Annotated in this window: 17 protein-coding genes; 10 read left to right on the plus strand and 7 right to left on the minus strand. The window is 58.8% G+C overall.

The window, feature by feature from the left end:
* Positions 1-72 precede the first annotated feature (72 nt).
* The 7 genes from SFX18_01685 (at position 73) to SFX18_01715 (ending at position 6,221) form a co-directional block, all read left to right on the plus strand.
* Positions 73-1,041 carry a hypothetical protein gene (locus tag SFX18_01685; protein ID MDX1961832.1) on the plus strand — a complete coding sequence of 323 codons (969 nt, stop codon included), beginning with the start codon at positions 73-75 and terminating at the stop codon, positions 1,039-1,041.
* Between the two features lie 242 nt (positions 1,042-1,283).
* Complete coding sequence (locus SFX18_01690; GenBank protein MDX1961833.1) at positions 1,284-1,757, plus strand: hypothetical protein; 474 nt, start codon at positions 1,284-1,286, stop codon at positions 1,755-1,757.
* A 233-nt stretch (positions 1,758-1,990) separates the two neighbouring features.
* Positions 1,991-3,148, plus strand: a complete 1,158-nt coding sequence (locus SFX18_01695) for a hypothetical protein (protein ID MDX1961834.1) — start codon at positions 1,991-1,993, stop codon at positions 3,146-3,148.
* Positions 3,149-3,343: 195 nt separating this feature from the next.
* Positions 3,344-3,667 carry a hypothetical protein gene (locus SFX18_01700; protein MDX1961835.1) on the plus strand — a complete coding sequence of 108 codons (324 nt, stop codon included), beginning with the start codon at positions 3,344-3,346 and terminating at the stop codon, positions 3,665-3,667.
* Positions 3,668-3,961: 294 nt separating this feature from the next.
* Positions 3,962-5,440 (plus strand): hypothetical protein, encoded by a 1,479-nt coding sequence (locus tag SFX18_01705; GenBank protein ID MDX1961836.1) that lies wholly within the window; start codon positions 3,962-3,964, stop codon positions 5,438-5,440.
* A gap of 200 nt (positions 5,441-5,640) precedes the next feature.
* A complete protein-coding gene (locus SFX18_01710; protein ID MDX1961837.1) occupies positions 5,641-5,853 on the plus strand; it encodes a hypothetical protein in 213 nt (70 codons plus the stop codon).
* 38 nt (positions 5,854-5,891) lie between these two features.
* The gene (locus SFX18_01715) at positions 5,892-6,221 is read left to right on the plus strand and encodes a hypothetical protein (GenBank protein MDX1961838.1); all 330 of its coding nucleotides are present in this window, start codon (positions 5,892-5,894) and stop codon (positions 6,219-6,221) included.
* 17 nt (positions 6,222-6,238) lie between these two features.
* On the opposite strand, the gene SFX18_01720 is transcribed toward SFX18_01715, so the two are convergent.
* The gene (locus SFX18_01720; protein ID MDX1961839.1) at positions 6,239-7,486 is read right to left on the minus strand and encodes a hypothetical protein; all 1,248 of its coding nucleotides are present in this window, start codon (positions 7,484-7,486) and stop codon (positions 6,239-6,241) included.
* 284 nt (positions 7,487-7,770) lie between these two features.
* Here SFX18_01720 and SFX18_01725 point away from each other — a divergent pair, with 284 nt between their 5' ends.
* Positions 7,771-8,898: a GNAT family N-acetyltransferase gene (locus tag SFX18_01725; protein ID MDX1961840.1), complete on the plus strand. Its 1,128-nt coding sequence runs from the start codon at positions 7,771-7,773 to the stop codon at positions 8,896-8,898.
* 15 nt (positions 8,899-8,913) lie between these two features.
* Here SFX18_01725 and SFX18_01730 read toward each other — a convergent pair whose 3' ends face one another.
* The 6 genes from SFX18_01730 to SFX18_01755 all read right to left on the minus strand — a co-directional run bounded on the left by SFX18_01730 (position 8,914) and on the right by SFX18_01755 (position 17,593).
* Positions 8,914-10,209 (minus strand): DUF6268 family outer membrane beta-barrel protein, encoded by a 1,296-nt coding sequence (locus tag SFX18_01730; GenBank protein ID MDX1961841.1) that lies wholly within the window; start codon positions 10,207-10,209, stop codon positions 8,914-8,916.
* Positions 10,210-10,267: 58 nt separating this feature from the next.
* Entirely contained in the window at positions 10,268-11,461 is a 1,194-nt protein-coding gene (locus SFX18_01735) for a DUF6268 family outer membrane beta-barrel protein (GenBank protein ID MDX1961842.1), read from the minus strand.
* 30 nt (positions 11,462-11,491) lie between these two features.
* Positions 11,492-12,865 (minus strand): hypothetical protein, encoded by a 1,374-nt coding sequence (locus SFX18_01740; GenBank protein MDX1961843.1) that lies wholly within the window; start codon positions 12,863-12,865, stop codon positions 11,492-11,494.
* A 429-nt stretch (positions 12,866-13,294) separates the two neighbouring features.
* Positions 13,295-15,841: a DUF1559 domain-containing protein gene (locus SFX18_01745; GenBank protein MDX1961844.1), complete on the minus strand. Its 2,547-nt coding sequence runs from the start codon at positions 15,839-15,841 to the stop codon at positions 13,295-13,297.
* A gap of 111 nt (positions 15,842-15,952) precedes the next feature.
* Positions 15,953-16,855 (minus strand): hypothetical protein, encoded by a 903-nt coding sequence (locus tag SFX18_01750; protein ID MDX1961845.1) that lies wholly within the window; start codon positions 16,853-16,855, stop codon positions 15,953-15,955.
* A 48-nt stretch (positions 16,856-16,903) separates the two neighbouring features.
* Positions 16,904-17,593 (minus strand): RNA polymerase sigma factor, encoded by a 690-nt coding sequence (locus SFX18_01755; GenBank protein MDX1961846.1) that lies wholly within the window; start codon positions 17,591-17,593, stop codon positions 16,904-16,906.
* Between the two features lie 78 nt (positions 17,594-17,671).
* Here SFX18_01755 and SFX18_01760 point away from each other — a divergent pair, with 78 nt between their 5' ends.
* On the plus strand, positions 17,672-17,812 hold the full coding sequence (locus tag SFX18_01760) for a hypothetical protein (GenBank protein ID MDX1961847.1): 141 nt from the start codon (positions 17,672-17,674) through the stop codon (positions 17,810-17,812).
* Between the two features lie 193 nt (positions 17,813-18,005).
* Positions 18,006-18,707 (plus strand): ligase-associated DNA damage response endonuclease PdeM, encoded by a 702-nt coding sequence (gene pdeM / locus SFX18_01765; protein ID MDX1961848.1) that lies wholly within the window; start codon positions 18,006-18,008, stop codon positions 18,705-18,707.
* Positions 18,708-18,771 lie beyond the last annotated feature (64 nt).

Below are 18,771 nucleotides of genomic sequence, written 5' to 3' on the forward strand. Positions count from 1 at the left end.
GAGTCGCCTCCTACAGATCCCTCGCCGCCGCCTCGGACTATCAACTTACTTTTTCCTTTTTTCACAGCTACTATGTCCACTTCAGAAAACTTGATTGAATACGCGGCGGCGTTATCCGCCACCAGCCGGATCGATCGCGCGGCGAATTGCCTGCGCGGAGTAAAGGTGCTTGGTTTAAACTCTACCAACGGACGGCAATACACGCCGACCGCGCTCGAACAAGCCGTCCCCCTCTATGCCAATGGCAAGGTAAACATCAACCACCCCAAGGGGGCGCCGCACGGTCCACGCGATTACCAAGACCGGTTGGGGCATTTACAAAATGTCCGCTACGAACCCGCGCGGGGCTTGTACGCCGATTTGTGCTACAACCCCCGGCATCCATTGGCGGAACAACTGCTATGGGATGCCGAGCACGCGCCTAGCCAGGTCGGTTTGTCGCATAATGTCATGGCGCGCACGCGGCGAGAGGGAGAGACGCTGATCGTGGAGGAGATTTTATCCGTGCAAAGCGTGGACCTGGTGGCTGATCCCGCCACGACGCGCGGCCTGTTTGAAGCGGAGCCTTCTCCAACCCTCGAGGTTATCGCTCCAGCCGCGCAACTCGCGCTTTTAGAGGCCGATAATCAGCGTTTGCAGGCGGAACTGCAATCTGCCCAAACCGCCGAACGCCTGGCCCGGCGGCGCTTGCTCATCGCCCGCGCGCTGCGCTCCGCGGGTTTGCCCGATCCCGCGGAAGCCCGTGGGCCGGCGCGGGCGATTGTGGATGATGCCTGGCTAGAGGCCCTGGAAAATGCATCGTGTGACGAGGATGTGCGGGAACTGGTCCGCGCCCGCGCGGAGCTATTGTGGGAGGCGCGGCGTTGGGGGACGGAGCTTGCCACACAAGGATCCTCTGCCTGGGAACCATGCAAGAGCGCTGTTTTTCTTAACCTTCCCCGTTCGCGCGAGCAAGGGTCTGAGCCGGGAGGGCCCGCGGAAATATCGACAACCAGCCGGGGCAAGGCATTCGCCAGGGCGTTGCTTATGGCGGGGCGGTGATTTTAGCCCGACGCGTCAGCGAGGGACCTGTAGGAGGCGACTCTGTCCCCGATATTACCCGACGCGTCAGCGAGGGATCTGTTGGTGACTCTGTCGCCGAAATGGCTGGCGTTGTCCCTTGCTTACGCTGCGGGCTGAATGATTATCTCCCCTGCTTACGCTGCGGGCTGAATTTGCTGCGAGATGTCTGATCCAAAATTCTTTTGTTCTGACTGCACACTTTACTCTAAGGAACCTGTTTTATGGCAAACATGATGCGTTGGCGTTATGGCGACACGCAACCGGTGATGCTGCCGGTTGATTCGGCCACAGTGATTGAGATTGGCGATTTGGTTTATCTGGATACCGATGACGCCAAACCAGCCGGATCCCAGGCCGATGCCGGCACCGAAGCCGCCAATCAAGAAGCCTTTCACGACAAGTTCGCCGGCGTGGCCCTGCAACGGTCCCGCGCGGGCGATACCGCGCCGGTGCGCGTGGCCACGCGGGGCGTCTTTGAATTTGATTGCCCCTCCACCGCCTGCGAGGTCGGCGCGCTCTTTGGAGCCAGCGAAAACTCCGGCGGAACCGCGCTGCTCAACCAGCAAATCGAAACCGTCGCCACGGTCAATCTGGCGGTCGGACGCTGCGTGCAGCGAAATTCTCCCGCGGGGACCAAGGCCTTGATCGAGATCGTCAGCACCGTCGTGCATGGCGGCCCGCAACCCGTGGCGTAAGCAGATTTGAGATTTGCAAATTTCCAATTTCAGATTTTGCAACTAAATCCATAAACCAAAATCGTTTCATCACACGGAGTGTGATGATTACGTATTCCTCTCACTCCGTGAGAGGATCTGCATGAAGGGCTTTTGAGGCAGAACAATCATTTATCCCTTCGAGGAGCAACCTTTTTTCATTTTCATCACACGGAGTGTGATGATCACATTTCTCCAACCTTCACTACGACTCCATGACTATTTCCTATCGTGAACTGAAACGTCGTTATGACCTTGATGGGCCGGCGGCCACGGTATCGCATTTACGAGCGGCATTGACCGAACGGCATCTCCAACCCACGGATTTTTCCCTGCGCGATCTGGCGGAAAGCCTGATCCCCGATGGGGGGGAATGGGTCCGCGCGCTTGACCCGCGGCAGAGCGCCGGCGTGGCGCTTTTGGAAGCGGGTGACGGCGTCGACTTGACGGCGTTCCTCAACGTGACCGGCCAAATCATCTACAACCGCATCCTGGATGCCTACCGCCACGAAAGCTTTGTCATGTCGCGGCTGGTCGAGACCATTCCTACTCGTCTGGATGGCGAAAAGCTCCCCGGCGCGGCGAATCTGGCCGACAGCGTGACGGAAATCGCCCCCGGCATGCCCTACCCCCATGCCGGCTTTGGCGAGGATTATATCGAAACGCCCAGCACCGCCAAACGGGGCCTGATCGTGCCGGTCACGCGCGAGGCGATCTTTTTTGACCGCACGCATTTGGTGTTGCAGCGGGCCGGCGAAGTGGGCGAAATCCTGGGCCTCAATAAAGAAAAACGCTTGCTGGATGTCGCGCTAGGCGTGACGAACAACTACAAGTGGCGCGGTGCAAGTCATAACACTTATCAAACCAGCACGCCCTGGAAGAATGTCCTTTCCACGAATGAGCTGGTCGATTGGACGGATATTGACGCCGCCGAACAACTGCTGGCCGAAATGCTCGACCCCAACACCAACGAGCCGATCCTGATTCAGGCGAATAGCATTTTGGTCATGCCCGCCTATCGCCACATCGCGCAACGGGTCGTCGGAGCCACGTTTATCGAACAAGCCGATGGATCCAGCAACACCCGCGCGCCCAACCCGCTGGCCAACTATCGCGTGTATGACAGCCGCCTGGCGTATCGGCGGTTGGTCGCTAGTGGCGTGGCGGCGGACACAGCCAAAAAGCACTGGTATCTGGGCGATTTTCGCAAGGCGTTTGCCTATATGGAAAATTGGCCGATCACCGTGACTCAATCCGCGGTCGGCAGCGAGGCGGACTTTGCCCAGGATATTGTCCTGCGGTTTAAAGCCAGCGAACGGGGCGCGGCGGCGGTACTCAATCCGCGCTGCGTTATCAAATGTTCCGCCCCTTAACGCGGCTCCCGTGTCAGCGCGGACAAGGGACCAGGTCGGTCCCTTGTCCGCCGTGACGGTCAAGTAGTTGTGAAAGCGTTAGATTCGAGTAGGGCAAATCAGCCGCTGGGCGCTAGCCCTCGGTTGCTGCCGCACCAAACGCGGGCTATCGCCCGCACGATAATCTGCACTGCAAATTTTTGCAAAGGAGCAACCATGCGTATTCGACGAGCCACGCTGGCTTTTATAAACGTGAATGTCTCGGCCACATTGGCGGAATGTACCGAGTTGGACCTGCGAGAGGCGGCGGCAGGATCGGTGCTGATCCCCTCGGGTTCTGGCCTGACCACACTGACCCCCTATGCCGCGCGCGAGCCGGGGGGAACGTATCTGCCGCTATATGATGCGCAGGGCCTGGCGGCGGCCTGGACCGTGGCGGCTGGGCAATGCCATCCCTTGCCCGAGGCCGTGGCCGCGGTTGGCGCGCTGAGGTTGGTGGGGAACACCACAGGCAGCGTGGAAGTCGTGCTCAAGGGGTGATTTGATTTCAGATTTGTGAAAGAGTTATGCTCGGAATTCAATACCGTTCGTCGCGAAATCCTCCTTACTAAATATCAACAGCCAAATACCACACTCCATTGCTGCAACCACTGTAGACGATGAATCGGGCCGTTGGCCCTGCCATTTTGAATTTAATCTAACCTAGGGCGACGCTGCGCTTGCCCTAGGCTGGGATAGGTCCGGCCGTTGGCCCGCAAGAATTCAATACCGTTTGTCGCTAGACCCTCCTTACCAAAAACCAAAAGCCATACTCCATTCCTCCATACCCCCACCATGCCCCCATCCCATTTGCAGCTTCGAGCGCGAGCGTTTGATCCGCGACGTTTTCGGCAATTACAGCTTTGGCTGGATCCCCGCTGGACGAATGGCATGCGGCTGAGCCGCGTGGCCGAATTTCGCCGCGCGACGGGCGCGTACCTGAGCACTCCCGCGGCGGCCCCTTTGCAGGCCACGACAGCCTTGACGGTGGAGTTCTGGAAAAATAGCGTCAGCCTGGGATTGGATCGCGCTTATGTCGGCCATGGGTCATATAACACCAGCGGGGGAGGAGGCTGGAATATTAGTAGCGGCGATGGAGTAAACGGCGGCAACTCCATCAAGGTCTACCTGGCGCTGAACGCCAACTTTTCGGTAATCGCCTCGGGCGTGACACCCCAAGCGACATTGGCCGCCGACTGGTCCCAATGTGTCGTCGTCTATAACGGCGGTGGCGCTACCTCCGCCGATCGACTGAAGGTTTACCTGGATGGCGTGGCTCAGTCGTTGACCTTTAGCGGGACCATTCCCGCCACGCTCTTTTTGCCGACGGTCCCCCTGGAGGTGGGTCGGTTCGCGGGCTTGCCCGGTCGTGAACTGGACGCCGGTATGCAGCGATTACGCTTGTGGACCGTGGCCTTATCCGCGGCGCAGGCCAGCGCGCTATATAACACCGGCGCGGGACACAGCCATGCCCAACTCGCGGGGATTTCTGGCTTAGCCGCGCCGGCCGCGGCGTGGGAATTGCAAGAATCCAGCGGCGCGCGCGCGGACTCTGGCCCATCTGGGTTAACCTTGCAACAACAAAATGGGACCGTGGCCAGCGGTTTACTAACCACCGAGGTACGCGACCGCGGACCGCGACAATTGGTGCTAACCGCTCCGCTGGGCACCGCCCCCCGCTGGTCGGAAAGCGAGATCACGGGGAAACCCGGTTGGCGCACGCATGGGCGGCAGTTTCTTAGCGGCACAATCAGTGATTGGCTAACCGCGCCGACGGGGGATCTGCTGCAAGTGGCGGTCCCCCTCGCGCTCGAAAGCGCGCCCGGCTCTCCTTATGATCACGGGCTATTGGCCAGCGGAGTTAGCGGCAGTACGGACCGTTATGCGTTTAGCTTATTTTACAAGGACACATCCAATGTGCTAACGCCGCGCCTGCGAATACGCAACCAAAGCGCGCCGAATGGCTTTGTGATTGGCAACTCGGCGTTAACCCTGGGTCAGCGGTATGTGCTGAATTGGCGGGGAGCGACGGGCGGGACCGATGGTTATGCCCTGCGCCTCAATGGGCAGGCCGTGGGCTTGACGGTCCAAAGCGGTCTGGCGAATACCTGGTTTGACGATGTACCGGCGCGGGATAAAGTCGCGCTGGGGGCATTTATCACCGGGGCGATTGTTCAAGGGATGGGCCAATACCAGTTTGGCCAGCAACTCGCCTTTGGTCCCGGCCTCAGCCAGAGCGCCAACCGCGCGGCGGAGCGTTGGCTGGGAGTTTAGTTTACGGTGTATGGTATATGGTTTTTCGAAATCGAGGGTGGGACAAGCGGTGCGCGGACATGTAATACGTGCCAGCGTAATCAGCGCACTCTTCCCCGCGTGCTGCAATTCTAAGCATGGACTATAAAGCATAAAACATCTCACGGAGTGAGATGAATACAGTTCTCCACTTCTCTATTACTTCATCCTTCACACCGCCCATGACAGATACTCAACAATACGCGTTGATCAAGAGCTTATGCTTGCAGCAGCTTGCGGATTTACGTTTTTCACCGAAGCCGACCTATGAACTTGATGGCCAGCGCGTGGCGTGGGAGAGTTACGCGCTGTCGCTGCAACAGACGGTGGATTGGTGCGACCAAAAGCTGCGCGACCAGGAGGTGTACGAGGTACAATCCGCGGGGTTAACCTAAATTGTGATACGTACCGGTTTTTCATAGCATAGGATAGCATGATGGCGACATTTGATCCCACGACGGACTTGCGGTTGGTGGCGGATTTGCAGCAACAGGTGACGTTGCGGCGGTTTGACACATTGGTGGAGGAGGTGATCCCCCACGCGCTGCACCGCGCGCTGAGTTTATCATTGCTTAACCAGGTCAATGGGATGATTCACGGCGAAGACGCGCGGTTTCACCTTTTGGAACTGACCGACATTGCCCCGCCCCGGCCAAATGATCAGATTATTGACGCCGAGGCGCGGCGGTGGCTGATTCGCGAGGTGCAGTACGCGGTCGAGGGTTCGCGTTGGTCGTGCCTATGCCGGTTGATAGAAACTTAACTATGCCAAAAGCGGGCTTAGGGGGACGCGGGACTGGCCGTCTCCGGGTTGGGAGGGATCAATTCGGAGTCCAACCGCAGATCGGTGGAAGAGACATCCATGCGAAAATCGGCTTCCGGGACTTCGATGCACAGGGCGAGCAATTCGGGGGGCAGTTGCAATTGGCTGACGGATTCAAATTTGTTATCGCGCGGATTGCGCCGTCCAAAGACCAAAAACCGGCAACCGGCGGCGGCGATTTCAGCCAAGGACGCGAGCATCTCGGCGGTGGAACCGCCGTAATAGCGCGGCTGGCCGATGCGTTCGACGGTATCGGCCCCCACGATAAAAGTAGCTCCGGTAAAGAGCCGCGATTTTTCGACAAAGGTGGGAGCAGCGGTTAGCCATAGGCACTCGCTTTTGGTGAACTGCGCGGCGCGTTCAGCGATGGTTGTGTAATCGAGCGGGGGTTTTTCCACGTTGACCAGGCTGATTTCCCATTCTACGGGCAAGTCCAGCCGCTGCGCCGCGTACACGGCCATGGCGGTGTGTCCGGTGTGGCGCGGCTCAAAGGATCCGGGAAAAACCAATCTCGCGCCGGAGAGTGTTTGTTCGGAAGTGACGCGTTCCAGGCCGTGGCTAGCGCAGGCGCGCAGCCTGCCGCCAATGACATCGCGCCAGGCGGGAAGGCCGGTGGTCAGTTTGGCGACGATATGTTCCCCCTCGAGCAGGGTGGGCGCGTACGCCGTGGCAACACCGGCGGCGCGGGCCAGTCCCGCCAGCAACAAGTCCGCCACCACGCGTTCTTCTTGTTCGCGGTCGCGTTCCCCCTTGCGCAGTTCCAGCGACCAGGAACCGGTTTCTTCCCAGGTCTGCCAGGCGACATGCATGCGGTGCGCGCCATGCTTGACACGGCTGCTAATAAGTCCGGCGGTGGCCGCCAGACCGATCACCGGGAGAAAAGGGGAAACCGGCCGGGGGGGCGAATCCTGCAGCAAAAGCTCTTCCCGCGCCAGGGAGAGCGCCTCCCGCCAGGCCGCCATGCCCATTTGCCGCGCGGTGCGCACACTGCAAAATTGCCCCGGTGTCGCCAACAAATACCGGCCGAGCGCCGTCGCCGAGTAGGGAACATGCGCGGCTAATAGCATTTTCGCGGATCCGGGGACCGAAAGCAGGTCGGAGATCGCCAGCGAGCCACCCCCCGTGACCGTAATAACCGTCGGGGCGCACGATTTGTGCAACTGATGAATCAAGCGGTTGCGGCCGAGATGCGTTTCGCTGCTCATAGCAGTTGGTATACCCCAAATGCGGGGCGATTTACCAGGGGAACTGCCCAAAAGCGGTCAAGTCACCCGAAATCCGCCCCCTGGTGGATGAATCTTTTTTATAGGACAACTTTGCGGAAAGGGCAACGCGCGTTAAATTTATAATCACGCTTTAGCCGGCGGCCAACTCAAAATCCCCTATATTGCCCCGTGGGGCAGGCGCATGCCGCGAAAATTTTTCATGGACACGCGTCGTTTGCACGACTTACAAATTTGCACGACTTACTTTGTCGCGGGAAGTTGCCTTGATTACAGTCCAGCCCGTTCATACCCGGCAAGAGCAACGGCAGTTTGTGGATTTTCCCTGGAGGCATTACGCGGGGGATTCACTGTGGATTCCACCCCTCTTGGTCAGCATCCGCGAAGCACTTAATTACACACCTAATCCTTTTTACGATCAAGCCGCGATCCAAACTTTTTTAGCCCGCGAGGGAAACCGCGTGGTGGGCCGGATCGCCGCGATAGAGAATCGGGCGCATAATCAACGCTATCATGAGGAACGGGCGTTTTTTGGCTTTTACGAAGCGGGCGAAGATCCCGCCATCACCGCCGCGCTCTTGTCCGCCGTACGCGATTGGAGCCGCGCCCGCGGACTGCGCACGCTCCGCGGACCGGTCAATCCCTCGCTTAACTATGAACTAGGCTTGTTGGTTGACGGCTTTCATAAACCGCCCGCCTTTATGATGAGCTATAACAAACCCTACTACGCGGCCCGCCTGGAAAGCTGCGGACTAGCCAAAAGCCAGGATTTGTATGCGTTTTATGGCCATGTCAATATGCTAGGGACGCTGGATAAAAAACTTCAGTCGATGGTGGACGCCGCGAAGGAACGCTTTGGCGTCAAGCTGCGCGCGTTGGATAAACGCCGCTTCTTGGACGAAGTCCGAATGTTCCTGGATATCTATAACCGATCGCTTGTCAATACTTGGGGGTTTGTGCCATTATCAGAAGGGGAAGTCCGCCATCTGGCCGCTGGGTTAAAGCATTTGATCGTGCCAGAACTGTCCATCATCGCCGAAATCGAGGGCCAGCCCGTCGGTTGCTGCTTTGCCCTGTTGGACTATAACCCCCGCATCAAGCAAATCAACGGGCGGCTCTTTCCCTTTGGCTTTTTACGCCTCTTGTGGAATCGCCGCGCCATCAAACAGATGCGCGTCATCAGCGCCAATGTCATTCCCGAATACCAGCGCTGGGGGCTGGGCCTGGTCCTCTTAAATGGCTTGGTCCCCAAAGTAATGGAATGGGGCATCCAAGAAGCGGAATTCTCCTGGGTGCTAGAGTCCAACCATCTGTCCCGCGCCAGTCTGGAAAAGGGGGGGGCAAAGCTGGACAAGACCTATCGATTGTATGACGGTCTAGTGGATGCGGATTAACCGCAAATATCCAAACTAATAGATCAGCATCAATCGCGCGGCCAGCGTGTCTCCCGGTTCGTAATCGGGCGTGGTTTCGCTTTCAAATTCGTACACCCGGCTAAAGACATAACCTAGTTCGGCCTTCATCCCCCAGCCGCCGTCAAATCGCTTTCGTTCCCAGCCAATCAGCAGCCGATAATCCCGCGCGGACAGGACGTCCGTGGTGTTGTCGCTGCGCTGGAACGCCCATTGTCCCCCGCCAAATTCGCCGCTGATGCTCAGCCAGTCCTCGCTGTGACCCGTCGCGCGGATTCGGCGCAGGTAGCGCGGCCGCGGCATCACAAATTCCCACGTGGTGTCCTCGTTGGGTGAATAAATCAAACCCACCGCCGGTAAAAACGGAATATCCTGGCGATCAAGATACACCACGCCCAGGATGACCTTGAGTTGGGGGTTGCATTCATAAATGCCAAAGAGCTGCGCCGGGACGCGGAGCGCGTCATCGCTGCCGGTTTGCCAGTCGGAGTACCAGCCCGGGATGACCGCGGCATTGAGCATCCAGCGGTCGGAGACCTTGCGCAGCCAGCGAATCGAAAGATAGGCATCGTACAGGGTCGAGGGCAAATCCGGCGCGGCGGGGCCTTCGAGCAGATGCACGTTAAAGCCGGGAGACAGCAGCAAAGGTGATTCGCGGCTGGGGAGCGGAAATCCCAGCGTAAAACTGTGCTCCAGATCCAATACCGAAAAGCCATCATCAGCCAGATCGGGCAAATAGGTCGCGCTGATATTGATCGCCTGTAGCATGCCAGGCTTTACCCCGCGGGGTGGCCCGCCGCGCGGCCGCGGATTCTGATCAGAGGGGGACTCGCAGGTATCGCAGCTTTCGTCAATTAACACCGCCTCCGGGGTCACCGTGGTGGCGGGACCATCCACCAGCGGTGGTGGATCAAATGGCGGCTCGCTACCGGGATAGGCCACGGCCGCCCCCGCCGATCCGGGTGGCGGACCGCCTCCCCGTCCATAGCCCAGGGGCGCCCCCTCGGCCGTGGTGGGTCCGGGATAGCCGCTGGGATACCCCGGCGGAAAGAACGACGCGGGTTCGATGGTGGAATATGCCCCAAAGGCGGGAGTGGAAGTCTGCTGCCCGCCTGTTGGTGTCCCGCTGGCGCTTGCTCCCGCCAGGGTTGGCGCGACGGCTGGCCCGCTTTGTCCAGCCATAGGCAATTGTTGCGCGGTCCCGTTGCCCGTGGAAAAAATCGCCGTCCCCAGCAACAGCGGCCAAAAGACACCCCACCGCGCGACTTGGCAAAACAACGGATTCTTACGCATAAATTCTCTTTCAAAAAATTATCCGCGGCGCGTCCCCGGGGAACCGCGCGGCAAAGAATTAATAATTCACGCCCAAGCGCAGTAACACGGTATCGGCCGGTTCGTAGTCGGGATCGCCGGTTTGCTGGTATTGATACTTGCGGGCAAAGACATAACCCGCCTCGGCCACCCACCCCATCCCACCCGCGCGGCTGCGTCGTTCAATACCGGCGACCAGGCGGTAATCTTGCGCTGAAAGGACGTCGTCGCGACCATCGGCCCGCTCGATCGCCCATTGCCCGCCGCCAAACTCTCCGCTGATGGCCAGCCAATCATCAAAGCGGCTAGTTTGTCGGAAGCGAAAGAAGGCTCCGGGGCGGGGGATCATGGCCTCGATGCGCACATTTGGCGACGGAGTCCAGATAAACCCGATCGCGGGCAAAAAATTGACATCGTCCCGGTCTAGATACACCAGCCCCGCGATAAATTCCCACTGCGGGGAAATGTCATAAATAATAAAGCTTTGAGCGGGAGCGCGGATCGCCTGGGTACTGTTGGTGCGAAAGTCCGAAAACCAGCCCGGCTTGACGCTGCTGTTGAGCGTGATGCGGTCGGACAAACGGCGCAGGTAACGCACCTCGAGCGAAGTACCGTACAAACCCGGCGGCAAATCGGGGGCTTCCGGACCGCTAAGGAGATAGGCATCTATATTCGGCGAGACCAGCAAGGCGGAGTTCCAGTCGGGAAAGGGCATGGCCAGCGTGGCCGAATTTTCCAACTCTAGTTGGGTAAACCCGCTGCTGTTCCAGTCTGGCAAATAGCGGGCCGAGCTTTTGACGCCTTGAAACAGTTCTTGCCGCACGATGCCGGGCAAATCGCTTTCGGTAATGTCAAAATCCTGCACGTAGAGGGTATTACTGCCTAGTAAAAGCGGGTCGTTCGTGGCGGACGCTTCTTGGATCAAAACATAATCCGGCATGACCACCGCGGTGGCGCTTGGTGTCGCCGACTGGCTCCACACGGATTCCACCGGGGTCTCCGGGGACATGCTGGTGGGCGGCTCCACCGACCACGGATCAACATCGGCAACGGGATGCTGTCCAGGCGAGGAATCGCTCGTGCCATCATATTCCCCTGCGGAAACAGCGTGTGGGCTGTCGGACACGATATAGTCGGGTGGAGGATCCGAATGGTCGGTGTAATTTTGCGCGTGCGTCGGCGCGACCCCATGGGCCAGGACCAACGCCAGAAACCAGCGAAAAAGATGCGGCAAGTGTAACAAAGATAAGAGTGCCCACCGAAATTAAAACGAAAATCCCCCTCGAATCATGAATGAGTCGGCTAAATCAAAGCGTTCGGGAACCAGGCTGACATAGTACAACTCGCGGTTAAAGACATAACCTGCCTCGATAAATCCACTCAGTCCGGATTTTGTCTCGGGAATCCACTCAAACCCCAACATCACCCGCAAGTCGTTATAGTCAAAATCGTCGTTAAATTCCGTGGTCCCGTCAAAGGAGGTGCGGGTGATGGTCCAGGCCCCGCCGCCGTATTCCCCCGCGACATACATCCACAGATTAAAGTTCCCCACCGTGCTCAGCCGCCAGGCGATCTTGGGCCGGGGAAAAAAGATTTCCCAATGTTGATCGCGCGAGGGATCCCAAATGAGTCCCCCCGCGGGGAGCAGCTTAATATCATTGCGATTGATATAAATGACGCCCAGCTTGAATTGCAGGGTGGGGGAGAGATTGACCACGCCCAGGCCGCGCCCCATGACGCGCAAACTATTGGAGGAAAAATGGTCAAAGTCGGTGTATACGCCGACGCGTGCTCCCAGTTCCGCGCCAAAGTAATTGGTAAATTTGGGATTCCAACCCACGTCCAGGTACGCGTCATAGGTTTGTGCGGGCAGGTCCGGCGCGCCTGGCCCGGTGTTGATCGGCCCATCCCACAAATGCAACCCGAACCCCGGCGTGATCAAAAAATGATCCGGCAAATTAAATAACGGAATATCAAACGTCACATTGGTATCGGTGCTATTGACGCCTAGATCGCGCACGCCGTCCCCTCCCGCAATCCAGCCATGCGAAGCGCGGATGCGCTGAATAAGCCGCGTCCATTCATTGCTGTATTGGTACTGCGGAATGTCCATCGTGGGAAAGCCTTCGGGAAACAAATACTGCGGTCCGCCGGGTGTGTAATACGGCGCGGTGCCTGGTGGTCCCGCGGAAAAACCATTTGGCTGTGCCATCACGGCTCCCGGTTGGCCATAGACAGGCTGGCCAAATCCGGGCTGGACAACGCCTGGTGGAGTGTAGCCCGGGGGCACGCTGCCGCTCCCCACAAAAGGGGGGGCCGCGCGGGTTGAGACCGCGCCGGGATTGGTGGTAAAGCCGCCATTGTTGAGGGAAGGGGCCGTCGTGGCAAAGGGATCCGCCGCTCCATAAGCGGGCTGGGAGTAAGCGGGCGCGCCATAACCGTTGGGGACGGCGGTGGGCGCACCGTTGTACGGCGCGGTGTTATAGGGCGCGGTGTTATACGGCACACTGCCCGAATAAGTGGGATTCACGCCATTGTTGACCGGCAATTGACTGGGAAGCTGCATTCGTGTCTGCGCGGGGGCCTGCGCGGCGGACAGCCCCGTCACCAACAGCAGACATAGCCACAGCCGGCGCATACGTCACCAAGGCAAAAAGCGAGCGCGTGGAGTCACGCAAAAATAAAAGGACCTAGTGAATAAGATTTTCTCAAGTTCTTGTCAAGACCTGCCGACACCGGCACCCGCTGCTAGCTGTTAATCAAGGAATGGCACGCTAGCACCGATGCAGAGGGGATAGGGGGGAAGGGACAGGAGGATAGGGAACAAAGCCGCCGATGGTATCGGCGGCATGCGGGAGGAGTTCGCGAGTAATTCCGATCAATCACGAATCCCACAATCCAAGTTCATCCGTCACTTTTGCTACCTTACTCGCAACGAATCGCGGCACTTAATCCCTCTCCAATTATTTTTTCCGCGAGAAGGATAAAAAAAATACTGGCGGCCCGGGGCCGCCAGTATTCGCCTACACGCACGCTAAAGCCATAAGGCAATAGCCTAAACGCCTTACTAAGGCAGATCTTCAATCGGCTCCCCGCCGCGGCTGGTTAACAATTTTTGGAGGACCGCGGCGTCAATCGTGGGGGCAATCACCCGGGCCGAAGCGTCGGCAAACAGGGTCAGCAACCCCCCCTGCCGCATGCCAAACAAACCTGCCAGCGGCTCCTTCCCCGCGGCGTCATACTCCCAATCCGCGGGTTTAGTCCATTCCACCGCGCGATCGGGGCTGACCTCGAGCAGCAGAATGGTGTTGGAGGTGCCGTCGGTGATGTCCCGCATCTGAGGTCCGCTGCCAACCTGGGAAAACATCGTGTCCGGTCCGACCGGCAGTTGATAACAGGTCTTGCCCGCGGGGAGGGGCTGCGACAAGGGCGAGGCATACAGTTGCGGCATTTTCTCAATTAACTTCTTGTTATGCTCGCTATCCCACGGTTCATCCAGCTTGAACTGGCGATAAAGCGCGTCTTGTTCGATATATGGCAAGAGATGCACCCGCCAACTTAATAGCGGCTTGCCATTTTTGTCCACGCTGCCCGGTGAGGGAAAAGTCTTATGAGCATCCTGATAATTGTGCATCGCGAGCCCCAGTTGCTTCATATTGTTCAATGATTGCGACCTGCGCGCGGCGGCCCGGGCCTGGACAATCGGATTCCAACTTGAATCCGTTTCATGATATTTCAACTTGCCCGCGACCGCCGGCCCGGTCAGCGGTGTCGCGGCTGGTTTTTCGGCAGTCGCGGCCGCGTTCGACGGGGATGCGGGTGTCGCGGGCTTTACCTCGGCCACGGAGGGCGTGATACTCGCCCCCGCCGGTTGATTCGCCGCAACCAGGGCGGTGCGGGTTGCAATTTGTTCTGGCGTGGCCAAACTCAGCTTGTACCGCAAATCCTGGCCTGGCCGTCCCGCGGGACTAAGGGCCTCGATCACCGCGGTTTGGCCGTGATACACATAGGTAAAAGGCTGCCCGGTCAACGGATCCAGCGGCACCGGCACGGCTGCCACTTCGGACCAGCTTTTTGGCAGCGACTGCTGTTGTTGCGCGTGCAGGCGCAGCGCCTCGATCGCCCGCATAAGCGCCATTGCCCGTTCCAACCGGATCGCGCTAAACCGGGCTTGCGTTACCGCGGGCAACAGCAACTGCGCGAGGGGGATGATCTCCCGTCGACGGGCCTGTTCGATCGCCTCTTTGTCGCTGTAGCCTAATTTTGCGAACTCTTGGATCGGCAAAAATTGCAGCTTGAGCATCTCATCGCGGGTTTGCTTATACTGCGCGACCAGTTGCGTCAAAAAAGCCTGCGCAAACGACATCTTGGCGATTTCGGACTTGTCATAGCCCAACTCTGGCAACATTTCCTTGGCTCGCTGACCGACCACGGGCAGCGCCAATGTCCCTAGAAACGCGGTGGAAACATCATTCCCCAGCGAGGCCGGCATATCCACTCCGATCTCCCGGCCTAATGACTGCAACCGCACCACCAACGTGCCATACAGGCGATTCCATTCCTCCGGCGCGTGTTCTTCCTTGTCCAGCTTGGCCATTTCGGGAAAAATATGAAACAAAATGTTCATCTCAAAATCAATGGTCGGCCGCGTGTCAATCAGCGGAGTGGGAAGCGCGGTGATCGTCCAGTACAGATTGGGACATTCCGGCACGGAAAGCAGATTGAGCAATTCCCGATTCATGATGTGCGTGATGGCCATGCCGACCAGGCTATTGATTAAAATAGGGGATTCCCCCAATTTTCGACCCAGGGCATATCCGCTGCGCAGGGAATCCAGTGCCGCGACGGGGCGGTTTTCCAAGATGTCCACCCGCGCTTGCAGGGCCAAAATTTTGGCACAGTTGCGCATTTCCTGAATTTCCGGCAATAATATCGCAATCGGATTCTCCCGCCCGTCATGAATGGGTATCGCCCAATGGCACTCCCGGCGCACCGCGCCGTAATGCAGGTAATTGATGACCGAACGGTATTTGCCCAGTTCTTGCTTGGCGGCGGCCAGAGGAAATTTTTCCAGCGGCAGTTCCAGCCAATCACTGATGCGGCTTTGGCTTTCACCAACGTCTTTGCCACCGTGGGAATTTAAAAACACGATCGCCTTGGTGTAATAAGCCGCCGCATCGCCAGGCAACAACTCACTTTCCTGGGGGAGCAGGCGAACCTTTAACGCCGGCACGGGCAAGGCCGACGGCGCCAGCAAGACCGGGACTGGCTGGGTATCGGATTGCAATAGAATTACCGGCGTATGCGGCGCGGCGGGGGGAGTAGCGGTTGGCTGCGCAGGCATCGGAGCGGCGGAAAGCGTCGGGGGAACTCCTGGACTCGGACCGGCTAACACCGCGACAGTCGGTGCGGGGGTTGCCATGGAACCGGCATTGACAGTCAAATCCCCGCTCGCCACGGTGGTATTTCCCGGTGCCACGGCGACTTCCGGCTGCGACGCAATTTGCGCGTGAATGATCGGAGGCCGCCATCCCCCCGCGGCCACCAGGCCCAAGGCTAAACTGGCCGCGCGGAACATCTGTTTCCCGCGCGAAGATTTTCTCAATATCGACATGCTGCACCTGTAAAAATTAAGCTGTAAGGAACACAAAGATTACTAACTCAACCAACCGCCAACATTCCACCGGGCCGCCGCGCAAACGCCAGCTCTGCGCCATCCCACGCGTCATAGCTGCCGCAGGTCGGCCTCGACCTCTTGCCAAAGCAAATCTTGCTGCCCTTGCGTGCCAGACGATCCCGTGTAAATGTTTGAACCCGAAAAAGTCCGCCCCAAATCAGGCAAGTGCAGATTATGCCGTACCTGCCAGTAATTTGGCTGGCGGGCAACATCCTGGGCGGAACGAATGTTGATGTGCGGCGTCGGCGGGCCCAGCCACCCCCCCCAAATCACCGACAGTTGGCCCAGCCAGCCAAATTGACCCGTCGTCAGGGGAACAAGGATCGGTGCCTGAAGATCCACGCTAGGAGATTGTGGCGTTGCGGCCACTGACAAGTCTTTATCCGTCATGCCACGCACGGCAACATTGCCCGGCACTAGGGACGGGGAGACCCGCGGGGAACCGGGGGAATTGCCCAACAATGGACGCGTGTCATGATCCGCCGGGCGTACCTTGCCAAACGCCAACTGACCAGTCTGGATTTGCCAGACTTGCAGAACCAACAGTCCCGTACAGGCCAACAAGAGCGCCGCGCAGGTCGCCATCCAGGCCAACGGCATTCGTGCGGACGGGCTAGAGGGTGACTGTGTCGCAGTGACAGCTGTGGGAATCGTAGTGGAAACAAGTGGTGTGGAATGTCCGTTAACGGCTGTCGGCAAACTACTTCCCGCCAACAGTGGCGAATGATTCCGCTCGATAGCGGCCAGGGCCGCGCACCAGCCCGCTTGAAAGAGCACATTGGCCCGAACATCCGTGATGGCACTCGCACTTTGCGGCGCGCTGACTGCCGGCGAGCTGATTGCCGATGAAATAACTGCCGGTGAATTGACCCGAATGTCTCCGCCCGGCCGTAGTTGCCGCAATTGGTCGGCAAAGGCGATATCCGCGGCGGATAACGATGTAGGTTCCATGATAAACTCGCCAGTAAAATGAAATGCGTTTTTCACCCCGGTGGGGGATTATTGCAGGAGTTTTCTTAATGCTTGTAAACCAGCGGCATATTGCCGGTGGGCGGTGCTGCCGCTGGTGTTGGTCACGGTGGCGATTTGTTCAAAAGTCAACCCGCTCCACAGGTGCAGCACGATCATTTCACGCTGTTGTTCGGACAGCTTTTGTAGTGCGGCCTGCACTTCCACGGCGCTCCAGGGTCCAGCCGCGGTCGATGGACAAAACCACTCCGGCCGCGACTGCGCATAATTTGCCTCATGCTGGCGACGGCGTATTTCACCCCGTAACGCGCTGATCGCCCGATTACGCACCGCGCGGTACAGCCATGCCGTCGGATCCTGCGGTCGCTCCGCCAAACAGGCCAACTGCCAAAACGACTCCTGGGCCACGTCCTCTGGCGTTTGACACCATTGCCGCGCGTACAGGATCAGGCCCAGGTGCTGCGCATCCCAGATGGCGGCCAGCTCCTCCCCGGTCCAACAGGAGGGGATGGTTGGCAGCGACTGGGAACTGGCGGCAGGGGCCAAGGAAGGCAACTCTGACCGGGAAGGGGTGGGGGAGGACGCAACAGCCGTGGGTAAATCCGACAACAGTGGATCAACAGGGGGTGATAACTCCAGGGATGGCGGTACGGCCAGGGAAGGGCGGGGCGATCCCCGCCTTTGCTGCACTTCCGCCAAAAATTCGCGTGATACGGCCATGATCCGCCTGACAACCTGTCGTTATTAGCCAGGAAGGCGTTCAGTAGCGCCACCCTGGGCATTTTTAGCCCCGCGAACATGGAAAAGACGCCAGCCGCGTCGCGTCATCCCAAGAATTTAGCCACCGCGACTGATTTTTTTATTCTGGCATGCACCAGCCCTCTTTGCGAATCATTTTTTGCCAGTGATCCGCAATACTGGCGGGTTTTTGCCGCATGAATTGGTGCGTTGCATACTGACCCCGGCTGAAACCTACGCCGGAACGCGGAACACTAGGGGGAAAATGGCAGCCACCACAGCGCTCCTGCTAGCATCCCGCCGCAGCGGCAAATACGCGGGACGGACCCTGGGCGAGGAGGTTGTCGCTTTGTTAGACTAAGCTAATACCTATTGCATTGATCACGGAGGTTGCATGTTGACGATCGAATTGGCGGGGGAGGAAGTCCGCCTGCTGCGCGAACGGGCACTCTTTTGGCCCCGGCAAAGAACGCTGTTTATTGCGGATACGCATTTTGGCAAGGCGGCCACGTTTCAGAGCCACGGCATCCCCATACCCACGGGAAACACCGCCACGGACCTGGCGCGACTGGCAGCGCTGTTGGCCGCCACCCAGGCGGAGGAACTGGTGATCCTGGGGGATTTTTGGCATGCGGCGCGAGGTCGATCGGCGGAGACGGTGGCGCTGTTAGCGGCGTGGCGGGCTGGTTGCGCGGAAGTGTCCATCCGGCTGATACGGGGGAACCACGACCGGGCCGCGGGGGATCCTCCGCCGGAATGGAACATCGCGTGTGAAAATCCCGGCGCGGCGGCGGAGCCTTTTACGCTGGCGCACGAACCGCTGGACCAGGCCGGGGGCTATGTGCTGGCGGGGCATTTGCATCCGGCGATTCGCCTGGCCGAAAGTTGCGGCGGGGGAATGCGGTCCCCTTGCTTTTGGGTGACGCCGCGTATGTGCGTGCTGCCGGCCTTTGGCGGATTTACCGGAGCCAAGTGTGTTACCGCGGTCGAGGGGGATCGGCTGTTTGCCATCGGCCCGGACGAAGTCGTGGAAGTCCGCACGGTAACGGCCAACCACCGCCCCTCCCGGCGCAAGAGTACGCCGCAAAAGACGTAAGGGGGGGATTTATAGATCAATCCCCGCATCTATTGCAGCTTGGCGTTGATGACCGGGCTTTAAT

It is taken from the genome of Pirellulales bacterium, from assembly GCA_033762255.1.
Taxonomy (GTDB): domain Bacteria; phylum Planctomycetota; class Planctomycetia; order Pirellulales; family JALHPA01; genus JANRLT01.

Bases quoted from the DNA above. Each gene is read 5' to 3' on its own strand.
- SFX18_01685 (MDX1961832.1), top strand. From the start codon at position 73: ATGTCCACTTCAGAAAACTTGATTGAATACGCGGCGGCGTTATCCGCC.
- SFX18_01690 (MDX1961833.1), top strand. From the start codon at position 1,284: ATGGCAAACATGATGCGTTGGCGTTATGGCGACACGCAACCGGTGATG.
- SFX18_01695 (MDX1961834.1), top strand. From the start codon at position 1,991: ATGACTATTTCCTATCGTGAACTGAAACGTCGTTATGACCTTGATGGG.
- SFX18_01700 (MDX1961835.1), top strand. From the start codon at position 3,344: ATGCGTATTCGACGAGCCACGCTGGCTTTTATAAACGTGAATGTCTCG.
- SFX18_01705 (MDX1961836.1), top strand. From the start codon at position 3,962: ATGCCCCCATCCCATTTGCAGCTTCGAGCGCGAGCGTTTGATCCGCGA.
- SFX18_01710 (MDX1961837.1), top strand. From the start codon at position 5,641: ATGACAGATACTCAACAATACGCGTTGATCAAGAGCTTATGCTTGCAG.
- SFX18_01715 (MDX1961838.1), top strand. From the start codon at position 5,892: ATGATGGCGACATTTGATCCCACGACGGACTTGCGGTTGGTGGCGGAT.
- SFX18_01720 (MDX1961839.1), bottom strand. From the start codon at position 7,486: ATGAGCAGCGAAACGCATCTCGGCCGCAACCGCTTGATTCATCAGTTG.
- SFX18_01730 (MDX1961841.1), bottom strand. From the start codon at position 10,209: ATGCGTAAGAATCCGTTGTTTTGCCAAGTCGCGCGGTGGGGTGTCTTT.
- SFX18_01740 (MDX1961843.1), bottom strand. From the start codon at position 12,865: ATGCGCCGGCTGTGGCTATGTCTGCTGTTGGTGACGGGGCTGTCCGCC.
- SFX18_01745 (MDX1961844.1), bottom strand. From the start codon at position 15,841: ATGTCGATATTGAGAAAATCTTCGCGCGGGAAACAGATGTTCCGCGCG.
- SFX18_01750 (MDX1961845.1), bottom strand. From the start codon at position 16,855: ATGGAACCTACATCGTTATCCGCCGCGGATATCGCCTTTGCCGACCAA.
- SFX18_01755 (MDX1961846.1), bottom strand. From the start codon at position 17,593: ATGGCCGTATCACGCGAATTTTTGGCGGAAGTGCAGCAAAGGCGGGGA.
- SFX18_01760 (MDX1961847.1), top strand. From the start codon at position 17,672: ATGGAAAAGACGCCAGCCGCGTCGCGTCATCCCAAGAATTTAGCCACC.
- pdeM (MDX1961848.1), top strand. From the start codon at position 18,006: ATGTTGACGATCGAATTGGCGGGGGAGGAAGTCCGCCTGCTGCGCGAA.